This window comes from Mesorhizobium sp. M7A.F.Ca.AU.001.01.1.1 (genome assembly GCF_004022735.1).
Classification (GTDB): domain Bacteria; phylum Pseudomonadota; class Alphaproteobacteria; order Rhizobiales; family Rhizobiaceae; genus Mesorhizobium; species Mesorhizobium ciceri.
Genome location: NZ_RZPF01000175.1, coordinates 1 through 9,795 on the forward strand (window position 1 = coordinate 1; position 9,795 = coordinate 9,795).

Sequence of the window (9,795 nt, forward strand, 5' to 3'; positions counted from 1 at the left end):
CCTTATCTGAAGACCGGCGTCGTCATGATCGGCAAGGCCGACGATGCGTCCGCCTACAAGAGCTATGAGGATTTCTCCGGCAAGACCATCTCCGTCCAGTCCGGCACTTCCTATATAGGCCTGCTGGACAAGGTGAACGAGGACCTGGCCAAGGCCGGCCGCGACAAGATCACCATGCAGACCTATCCCAAGCAGACCGATGCGATGCAACAGGTGGTGCTGGGTCGCGCGGTCGCGACGATCAGCCAGGACACCGAATTCGCCTACCGCGACTTGCAGCAGCCCGGTGAGTTGAAGATCGTCTACTCGGCCGGCGCGCAGGATCAGTACGCGGCCTATTTCCGCAAGGATGAGGCTGACGCGGCGGCGGTCGCCGCTACTGTCAAGGAGCTTGCCGCGAACGGCACCATGAAGACCATCGCCGAGACGTGGAAGCTTCCGATGTCGACCATCAGTGGCATCGGTCAGTAACGGCGCGATCGGCAGGGTTCCGTGAGCTTTGACTTTGGCTTGTTCTGGTCGACACTTTTTTCCGGGACGTTCTTCAGGGCGGCGCTGGTAGCGCTCGCCCTGACAATACTCGCGCATGCGGCGGCGATCCTCCTGTCGCTGCCGCTTGCCTTGGCGCTCAACGGGCAAAACAAGGTGCTGCGCTGGGGAGCGACGGCCTATATCGCTGTTTTCCGCGCACTGCCGGCGCTTCTGCTGCTGCTGTTCGTCTGGAACGGCCTGCCGCAAATATGGCCGATCTTCCGCGAGACCTGGTTTTCGCCCTTCATCGCGGCCCTCCTGGCGCTGACGCTGAACGAGGCCGCCTATCAGGTCGAGATCAACAGGGCGGCGCTCAGCGCCGTCGAAGAAGGGCAGTTTCAGGCCGGCGCCGCACTTGGCCTGCGCAAGCCGCAAGTGTTCTTCCTGATCGTCGTGCCGCAGGCGCTGCGCATCGCCCTGCCGCCGACCGTCAACGAGTTCATCACGCTGCTCAAGACCACGTCGCTGGCCTCGGTGATCTCATTGACGGAACTGATGGCGGTCACCCAGCAAAGCGTCGCCTCAACGTTCCGCTATGCCGAGTTCTACGCCGTCACCTCCCTCTACTACCTGGCGATGGTCTATGTACTGATGATCCTGCAGAAGCGGATCGAACGGCGCTTCGCCTGGGCCAAGCCCCACGCGGCCGGAAACGATACCGACAAAGTGCCCCATCACGCATGACGGGCACAAAACGGTGGGCCGCAGCGTGCGGCACGCCATTGACATCCATCGACGCGACGGCATGACGCTGCTCCGAAAGGGCGCCAGATGCCTGAGCCGCGCAGCAATTCAGGGGGACGCGTAATGTCAGGGGCTAGTTCAGAACAGATGCCGGAACAGGCTGATGTCGTCATCGTCGGCGGCGGCATTGCCGGATGTTCGGTCGCCTATCACCTCACCAAGCTTGGCATCACCGACGTCGTACTGTGCGAGCGCAAGCAGCTGACATGCGGCACGACATGGCATGCCGCCGGCCTGGTGACGCAGTTGCGGGCGACGCGACAGATGACGGAGCTGGCGAAATACACCGGCGAGCTGTTCGGCCGCCTCGAAGCCGAAACCGGACAGGCCACCGGCTTCATGCAGCGCGGCTCGCTGCGTGTCGCCAACACCGAGGCGCGCTTCGAGGAGCTGGCACGCGGCGCCTGGATGGGGCGCAATTTCGGCCTGCCGGTCGACATGGTCACGCCCGGCGAGATCAAGGAACGCTGGAGCCCGGTCAACATCGACGGCATCGTCGGCGGCTTCTGGTTCCCCAATGATGGACAGGTCAACCCCACCGACGTCACCATGGCCTATGTCAAGGGCGCGCGCACCGGTGGCGCCTGCATTCTCGAAAACACGCCGGTCACGAAAATCCTGGTCGAGAACGGCCGCGTTTGCGGCGTGGTCACCGACAAGGGCGAGATCCGCGCCGACAAGGTGGTGATATGCGGTGGCATGTGGTCGCGCGATCTCGCGGCACAGATCGGCGTGACGCTGCCGCTGCACGCCGCCGAGCATTTCTACATCGTCACCGAGACCATCCCCGGCCTGCCCGCCAATTTGCCGGTGCTTTTCCTGGGCGACGAGTGCTCCTACTACAAGGAAGACGCCGGTAAGCTGCTGCTCGGCTGCTTCGAGCCGGTGGCCAAGCCGTGGGGCCATAACGGCATCTCGCCCGATTTCTGCTTCGACAGCCTGCCCGAGGACTTCGAGCATTTCGAACCGATCCTCGAAATGGCAACCAGGCGGGTGCCGCTGCTGGCGGATGTCGGCATCAAACTGTTCTTCAACGGACCGGAAAGCTTTACGCCGGATGACCGCTATCTGCTGGGCGAGACGGCTGAGGTCTCCGGCCTGTTCTGCGCCACCGGCTTCAATTCCGTCGGCATCCTCTCCTCGGGCGGCGTCGGCAAGGCGCTGTCGGAATGGATCCGCGACGGGCGCCCACCGGTCGATCTCGCCGATGTCGACGTGCGCCGCACCATGTCGTTCCAGTCGAACAAGAAATATCTCTACGACCGCACCACCGAAACGCTTGGCCTTTTGTTCGACATGCACTGGCCATACCGCCAGTTCGCCACGGCGCGCCACATCCGCAAGAGCCCGTTCCACGACCGCCTGATGGCGGCGGGTGCCTGCATGACCGAGGCCGCCGCCTACGAACGCCCTGGCTTCTTCGCTTTGCCCGGCATGAAGGCCGAGATCGACTATTCCTACGGCCGCCAGAACTGGTTCGGCGCCTGCGGCGAGGAAAGCCGCAACACGGCTGACAACGTTACGCTGTTCGACCATTCCTGCTTCGTGAAATACTGGATCGAGGGGCGTGACGCCTGCGCGGTGCTCAACCGCATCTGTGCCAACAATGTCGACGTACCCGCCGGCCGCGTCGTCTACACGCAATGGCTGAACGAGCTAGGCGGCATCGAAGCCGATGTCACGGTCACCCGCATCTCCGAAACCGCCTACATGGTCGTGACCATCGCCGTGTCGCAGCGGCGCGACCTGGCCTGGCTCAAGCGCCATATCCCGGCGGACGCGCATGTCTTCGTGCAGGATGTCACCTCCGGCCTGCCCATGCTGGCGCTGATGGGGCCGAAATCGCGCGATCTCCTGCGCGCCGTCTCGCCCGATGACTTCTCGGAGGCGGCGTTTCCCTTCGGCACCAGCCGCGAGATCGACCTTGGCTATGCGCGGGTGCGCGCCAGCCGGCTGACCTTCGTCGGCGAGCTTGGCTGGGAGCTCTACATGCCCGCCGAGTTCGCCGCCCATGTCTTCGACAAGCTGGCCGAGGCGGGCGCCGATTTCGGCCTGCGCCAAGGCGGCTACTTCGCCATCAATTCGCTGCGCATGGAGAAAGGTTACCGCCACTGGGGTCACGACATCGGCGAGGAAGACAGCCCGCTGCAGGCAGGGCTTGGCTTTGCCGTGGCGTTCGACAAGCCAGGCGGCTTCATCGGCCGTGATGCGCTGTTGCTGCAGAAGGAGGCGGGCAAGCCGCGCCGCCGCTTGGTGCAGTTGCGGCTGCAGGCCGAAGATGCGCCTCTCCTCTATCATCACGAACCGATCTGGCGCGGCGGCAAGATCGTCGGTTCGGTCACCTCCGGCGCCTACGGCCACCGCATCGGCGCCTCGCTCGGCATGGGCTATGTCGAATGCGAGGGCGGTGTCGACGATGCCTGGCTGGCAGCCGCCCCTCTGGAGATCGAAATCGCCTGGAAGCGATACAAGGCCATTGCGCAGCTCAAGCCGTGGTACGATCCGAAGGGGGAACGCCTGAGACCGTGACAGAACCTCCTTTTGGATCAGTCGGAGGCCCTAAGTCCCAGCCACGCTGAAGGTCCGCTTCGGCTTCCGCTGATGCCTGAAGCTACCAGTCCGCTTTCGGCCCAGTCGTGACCGAGCATGGGCTGTCTGATTGAGACTTCTGCCTCGGCCAGCTAGCCGCCGGCACAAAATCAGCATCGTCGGCCTATAATGTCATCAAGAGCTTCGATCCTTGAAGCGGTTCCAGAGATGCATGCGGTTCGCGACCTGCACGGCGACCGGATGGAACGGAACCGGTTTCATGTTGGTGACCGGCAAAGGCATCTGCTCGTCCCGGCGCCGGCCTGCCGCCCAGCGGCCGATTTCCTGGCCAAGAGACATTGCCAATGCCACGCCGCGGCCGGAATAGACGCCGCCAAACACGAGGCCGGGTGCCAGGCGATAGAGGCGAGGTCTGCGATCAGGCACCACGGCAAAGGTGCCATGCCAGTATTCCACGATCGGCGGTTCGCCGCCGAATGCGCGAAAAGCCTTGCCCAGCATGCTCGAGACCTTGGCGCGACCGCGGTCGGCCTCGTCAAACCACAATGTATGCGTGCCGCCGCTCACCAGCCGGCCGTCGACGTCGTAGTGGAAATAGCGGATGTCGTTGCGCATGTCGGACACCGCGGGGTTGCCGACAAGGATCTGGGTGCGCAGGCCTTCCGGCAGCGGGTTTGTCGCGGCCTGGAAGACCTTGAACGGCATCAGTGTCTTCTTCAGCCCAGCCCAGAGGTCGCCGGTAAGCGCATTCGTGGCAAGCACCACTTCTGGCGCCGTGACGCTTCCCGTTGCGGTGAAGACGCGCCAGCCGCCTTCCACCTTCTCGATGCGAGACGCCGCGGCGTTCTCGAAGATGGTCACGCCTTCGCGCTCAAGGGCGCCGGCAAGGCCAATGGTCATGGCGAACGGATTGATGTGGCCGGAATTGTGCACCATCCAGCCGCCGAGATAGGGGCTGCCGATGCGCGCGCTGGCTTCGGCCCGGTCAAGCCAGGAGACATTGGCGCCGAAGGCTTTCCACTCTTCGTAGAACTGGTGCGCGCGGGCAAGCGTGGTGTCGGTGTGAGCGGGCTGGATCCAGCCTTCCTGAACCTGGTGGGCGTCTATGTTGAAGCGCTGCATCAGGCCGAAGGCTACGCCGGCCGCATCCGCAACCATGCGATTGTAGCGCTCACCGATCGTCTTGCCGTAGACCGCCTCGAACTCCGCCGGCGAGGCCTTGGAATGGTGGGAGATGACAAGGCCGTTGTTGCGGCCCGACGCTGCCGATCCGATCTCGTTGCTCTCAAGCAGGATGACATTGACGCCGCTGTCGCGCGCGCCGAGTGCCGCGGCCATGCCGGTGAAGCCGCCGCCGACCACCAGCACGTCCGTCTTCAGGTCGCCTTGCGGTGCCGGTGCGGCCGGGCGCCTGTTCGCGGTCTTGCGCCACAGATGCGGCGTCTTCCAGTCGACCTCAAACATGAAGGACGTCCTCGCTGGCGCCGCCGAGATAGTGTTCCCTCAGGGCCGAATGCGCGGCCATTTCCTGCGCCGGGCCATGCAGCTTCACCTTGCCGGTGTTGAGCAGGTAGGCGTAGTCGCCGCATTCAAGCGCCAGCTGAACGTTCTGCTCGACGAGCAGGATCGAAATGCCGTGGCGCGACAGGTCGAGGATGATGCGGAAGATCTGGTGGACGATCTTCGGGGCAAGGCCGAGAGACGGCTCGTCGAGCATCAGAAGCTTCGGCTCGGCCATAAGCGCGCGCCCGATCGCCAGCATCTGCTGCTGGCCGCCGGACATGCGGCTTGCCATGCCGTTGCGCCGTTCCTTGAGCACAGGAAACAGCTCGAACACCTCGGCGCGCAATGCCTCGAAACTCTTCCCGCCGCGACCGATATGGGCCGCGACCAAGTTTTCCTCCACCGTCAGGCGCTGGAAGATCTGGCGGCCTTCCGGGCAGTGGGTGATGCCGAGACGCACGACCTGTTCGGGGCGCATCCCGGTGATGTCGCGGCCCTCGAACGCGATGCTGCCTGCGGTGGGCCGCGCCACGCCGGAAACGGAATTGAGCAGCGTCGTCTTGCCGGCGCCGTTCGGACCCAGGATGACGACGATCTCGTGCGGATCGACGTCAATGCTGATGCCCTCAAGAACGCCGACGCGCCCGTATCCCGAGCTGAGCCCGGCGATTCTGAGCAGCGGCCCGGATGTCGTCGATGTCATTGGCGGTTCCCAGATAGGCGAGTTGGACGTCGGTGCTTGCCTGCACTTCGGCGGGCGTGCCCCGGAAGAGCAGTTTCCCATGATGCATGACGATGATGCTGTCGCAGAGTGTCATGACGAGATCCATGTCGTGCTCGACGACGATCATGATCCGGTCGGGCGAACGCAACGCGGTGAGTTTTGCCGTCAGTTCCGCCGTCTCGTGGTGGTTCAATCCGGCGGCGGGCTCGTCGAGCAGCAGGACGCGCGGATTGGCGACCAAGGCGCGGGCGATCTCCAGCATGCGTTGTCGGCCATAGGGCAGGCCCCCGGCATCGACGTCGGCGTAGCCCTGAAGGTCAAAAAACCGCAGGATTTCCATGCATTTCTCACGCCGGCGCCGGCGCTGGGCGTTGGCATAGGGTGGCCAGATCACTTCCCTCCAGGCGGCCGCAACCTCGGCGGGATAGAAACAGACTTCAAGGTTCTCGATCGCCGACATCTGGTCGAAGAGGCGGATGTTCTGATAGGTGCGGGCAATTCCCGAATTGGCGATCTGGTATTTCTTGAGTTTGTCGAGACGCTTGCCGTCGAGCGTGATCGAGCCCGACGACACTGTGTAGGAACCAGCCGTCATGTTGATCAGCGTCGACTTGCCGGCGCCGTTCGGTCCGATCACGCCGTGGATTATGCCGGGAGCGAAGTCGGTCGACACGCCGTCGATGGCGACGACCTCGCCATACACCTTGCGAAGGCTCTGAAAGACCAGCGTCATTTTCCGAAAAGCCCTCGGATCAGTTTCTCCGGCCCGAAGCTGCGCGGCACGATGCCGGCCGGGCGCGCGATGATCAGCGAGATCATCAAAAGACCGAGGAAGAGGATGCGCCATTCGGCGAATTCGCGCAGCAGCTCCGGCAGCAGGATCAGGATTGCCGCGCCGGCGACGATGCCGAAGATGTTGCCGATGCCGCCGACCACGATCATCAGCACGATCAGCACCGATTCCTGCAGCGTGAAGCTTTCCGGGCTGACGAAACGCTGCGATGCGGCGAAGATCGCGCCGGCTATGGAACCGATCGTGGCCGAGGTGGCGAAAGCGGCAAGCTTGGCATTGGTGGTGTTGATGCCGATGCCGCGCGCGGCATCCTGGTCCTCGCGGATCGCCGCCCACGCCTTGCCGAGGATGGAGCGCTCGAGCCGCCAGACCACGGTGCCGACGATGAGCACGGTGATCAGCAGCAGCCAGAAGAAGTCGATCGGCCGGGCAATCTGTATGCCGAGGATCGACGCCTTGTCCAGCCGGGCAATGCCTTGCGGCCCTCCGGTCAGCCAGTCGAGATTGTTGATGATGATGCGGATGATCTCGCCGAAGCCAAGTGTGACGATGGCCAGATAGTCGCCGCGCAATCGCAACACCGGAATGCCGAGCAATATGCCGGTGACCGCACCCAGGCAGGCGGCGACGAGCAGGATGAGCAGGAACGGCATATGCAGGCCGAGCTGCGGGCTTGCCAGCAGCCCATAGCTGTAGGCGCCGACCGCGTAGAAGGCGACGAAGCCGAGATCCAGCAGCCCGGTATAGCCGATCACGATGTTCAGGCCGATGCCGAGCAGGATGTAGATCAGCAGGCTGTTGAGGACACGGACATGGTAGTTGGGCAGGAAGGGCGTGGCCATGATCAGCGCGATCGCGATGGCGAAGACGAGCCAGGAGATGGTCCGGTTCGCACGCGGCCGGGCCGCGGCGAGAGTGTCGGCGGCGGCCATCAGAATTCCCTCTTGTACACGATGCTTTCCTCGGAGACGGCCTCGCCGAGTATACCGGCAGGACGGACCAGAAGCACGAGTATGAGGATCGCAAAGGCGAGAACGTCGCGATACTCGGTGCCGAGCACGCCGTTTGTGACAATGGGCAGCAGCGCGGTTCCCCACACTTCGATAAAAGCCAGGATGAAGGCGCCGAGCATGGCGCCGGGGATTGAACCGATGCCGCCGAGGATGGCCGCGGTGAAGGCCTTCAGCCCGATGACGGCGCCCATGCTGGGCGACATGATGCCATAGTAACTGGAATAGAGGATGCCGCCGGCAGCGCCGAGAAGCGGCCCGACGAAGAACACCATGGAGATGGCGCCGTTGACGTTGATGCCAAGCAGCTGTGCGGTCGGTCGGCTTTCCGATACGGCGCGCACGATGATGCCGATACGGCTCCGGTTGACTAGGACATGCAGGCCGAACATCAGCACGAAGGCGGCGATCAGGATGCCGATCTGCATCAAGGTGATGGTGCCGCCCATCACCTGATATCGGACGACGGGGAAGAAGCTGGGAAAGGCGACTGGCTGTGGGCCGGCCAGGATCTGCACCCCGGTGACGAGCGACAATGAGACGCCGAGCGAGGACAGCATCGGCGCGAGCCGGGTGGAGCTTCTCAGCGGTTTGTAGGCGACCCTTTCGATGCCGACTCCAATGAGGCCGACGAGGAAGATCGCCACGAGAAAGGCCGCGGTAAGCGCCAGCGCGCCCGACATCCCGACATCGCCGACCAGCAGGCTGAGCGCCAGAAACGCTACATAGGCGCCGAGCATGAACATCTCGCCATGGGCGAAGTTGATCATGCGCAACACGCCGTAGACCATGGTGTAGCCGAGCGCGATCAGGGCGTAGATCGAGCCGATGGTCAGGGCATTTACCGTTTGTTGGATAAGATTTCCCAGCATGGGCCGGCGTCCTGTGCCTGCAACCCCATGGACCGGTCGAACCGGGAAGGGGAATGGTCGACGTGGCCGCCCGTACTTGCGGCAGGCACGCCCGTCAACAGGTGAAGGAGCCGCTTCGCGCGTAGCGATGCGGCTCCGGCGGTCTGGCTGCTATTTCGAACCGACGAGATGGAAGCCCGTTCCCTCCACCTTGTAGAGGTAGGATGGGGCGACTTTGAGTTCGCCGGTTTCGTCGAATTCCAGCTCGCCGACGACGGTCTTCGCCTTAACTGCATGCAATGCCGCGTTGAGGTCCTCACGCGTGAGGCCTTTCGTCGTTTTCAGCACCTGTTCCAAAATCTGGCCCTGTACATAGCCGTAGATCGAATACGGGCCGGCTTCCTCACCATATTTCGCCTTGTAGAGTTTGGCGAAATCGGCGATCTCGGGGGAGGCATCCATCGGCGGCACCTGGATCGCGACAAGCGTGCCCTGGACATTGGCTTCGCCGGCCTGTTTGATGAGGTCCGGCGTGTAGCCGCCGTCCGGCACCATTAGCACGGCGGCGATACCTTGCTCGTGCATCTGCTTGGCAAACAGCGCAAGCTGCGGCATGACGGCGCCGAGATAGATCGCATCGGGCTTCTTGGACTTGATCTGGGCCAGCACAGCGGTGAAGTCCACGTCGGATGGCGCCACGGCAATGGTATCGAGGACCTTGCCGCCGCCGGTTTCGAAGTTCTTGGCGAAGATTTCGGAAATGCCCTGGCCGAAGACCTGCTTGTCGTTGACGATCACGGCAGTCTTGGCGCCGAGCTTGCCCAGCGCATATTCGGCTGGCAACAATGCGCCGGCCAGATCGTTGGCCACCGGGCGCACCATGAACTTGTAGCCCTGCTTGGTGAGAGACGGATTGGAGCCGAAGGTCATGGTCGGCAGCGTGCAGTCTTCATAGATTGGCAGCGTCGACTGGGCGACGCCGGAATTGAAGTTCACCAGGCCAAGCACGACCTTGTCATTGTCGCAGAATTTCTGGGCGACGAGCGTTCCCTCGCGCGGGTCGGCCTTGTCGTCCTGCTGGTCATAGGC

The 9,795-nt window shown here is 63.4% G+C and carries 9 protein-coding genes; 3 read left to right on the top strand and 6 right to left on the bottom strand.

What is annotated here, in order from left to right; genetic code table 11:
* From EN884_RS13265 to EN884_RS13275, 3 genes are all read left to right on the top strand, one after another.
* On the top strand, nucleotides 1-471 hold a 471-nt coding region (locus EN884_RS13265; RefSeq protein WP_128360574.1), incomplete at its 5' end, for a transporter substrate-binding domain-containing protein.
* A 21-nt stretch (nucleotides 472-492) separates the two neighbouring features.
* The gene (locus EN884_RS13270; RefSeq protein ID WP_063168752.1) at nucleotides 493-1,215 is read left to right on the top strand and encodes an amino acid ABC transporter permease; all 723 of its coding nucleotides are present in this window, start codon (nucleotides 493-495) and stop codon (nucleotides 1,213-1,215) included.
* A 147-nt stretch (nucleotides 1,216-1,362) separates the two neighbouring features.
* Nucleotides 1,363-3,804 (top strand): FAD-dependent oxidoreductase, encoded by a 2,442-nt coding sequence (locus EN884_RS13275; protein WP_063168751.1) that lies wholly within the window; start codon nucleotides 1,363-1,365, stop codon nucleotides 3,802-3,804.
* A gap of 195 nt (nucleotides 3,805-3,999) precedes the next feature.
* Here EN884_RS13275 and EN884_RS13280 read toward each other — a convergent pair whose 3' ends face one another.
* The 6 genes from EN884_RS13280 to EN884_RS13305 all read right to left on the bottom strand — a co-directional run.
* Nucleotides 4,000-5,289 carry an FAD-dependent oxidoreductase gene (locus tag EN884_RS13280; RefSeq protein ID WP_063168750.1) on the bottom strand — a complete coding sequence of 430 codons (1,290 nt, stop codon included), beginning with the start codon at nucleotides 5,287-5,289 and terminating at the stop codon, nucleotides 4,000-4,002.
* Nucleotides 5,282-6,031, bottom strand: a complete 750-nt coding sequence (locus EN884_RS13285; RefSeq protein WP_063168749.1) for an ABC transporter ATP-binding protein — start codon at nucleotides 6,029-6,031, stop codon at nucleotides 5,282-5,284. The genes EN884_RS13280 and EN884_RS13285 overlap by 8 nt, the downstream gene beginning before the upstream one ends.
* Nucleotides 5,955-6,785 carry an ABC transporter ATP-binding protein gene (locus tag EN884_RS13290; protein WP_063168748.1) on the bottom strand — a complete coding sequence of 277 codons (831 nt, stop codon included), beginning with the start codon at nucleotides 6,783-6,785 and terminating at the stop codon, nucleotides 5,955-5,957. The genes EN884_RS13285 and EN884_RS13290 overlap by 77 nt, the downstream gene beginning before the upstream one ends.
* The gene (locus tag EN884_RS13295; RefSeq protein WP_024504006.1) at nucleotides 6,782-7,777 is read right to left on the bottom strand and encodes a hypothetical protein; all 996 of its coding nucleotides are present in this window, start codon (nucleotides 7,775-7,777) and stop codon (nucleotides 6,782-6,784) included. Before EN884_RS13295 ends, EN884_RS13290 begins: the two co-directional genes overlap by 4 nt.
* On the bottom strand, nucleotides 7,777-8,727 hold the full coding sequence (locus EN884_RS13300; protein WP_224620706.1) for a branched-chain amino acid ABC transporter permease: 951 nt from the start codon (nucleotides 8,725-8,727) through the stop codon (nucleotides 7,777-7,779). Before EN884_RS13300 ends, EN884_RS13295 begins: the two co-directional genes overlap by 1 nt.
* Before the next feature lie 150 nt (nucleotides 8,728-8,877).
* Nucleotides 8,878-9,795: branched-chain amino acid ABC transporter substrate-binding protein (locus EN884_RS13305; RefSeq protein WP_164894999.1), on the bottom strand; the 918-nt coding region annotated here is incomplete at its 5' end.

Excerpts from the sequence above, each read along its gene's own strand:
- EN884_RS13285 (WP_063168749.1), bottom strand. The coding sequence starts at position 6,031 with ATGACATCGACGACATCCGGGCCGCTGCTCAGAATCGCCGGGCTCAGC.
- EN884_RS13280 (WP_063168750.1), bottom strand. The coding sequence starts at position 5,289 with ATGTTTGAGGTCGACTGGAAGACGCCGCATCTGTGGCGCAAGACCGCG.
- EN884_RS13300 (WP_224620706.1), bottom strand. The coding sequence starts at position 8,727 with ATGCTGGGAAATCTTATCCAACAAACGGTAAATGCCCTGACCATCGGC.
- EN884_RS13275 (WP_063168751.1), top strand. The coding sequence starts at position 1,363 with ATGCCGGAACAGGCTGATGTCGTCATCGTCGGCGGCGGCATTGCCGGA.
- EN884_RS13295 (WP_024504006.1), bottom strand. The coding sequence starts at position 7,777 with ATGGCCGCCGCCGACACTCTCGCCGCGGCCCGGCCGCGTGCGAACCGG.
- EN884_RS13290 (WP_063168748.1), bottom strand. The coding sequence starts at position 6,785 with ATGACGCTGGTCTTTCAGAGCCTTCGCAAGGTGTATGGCGAGGTCGTC.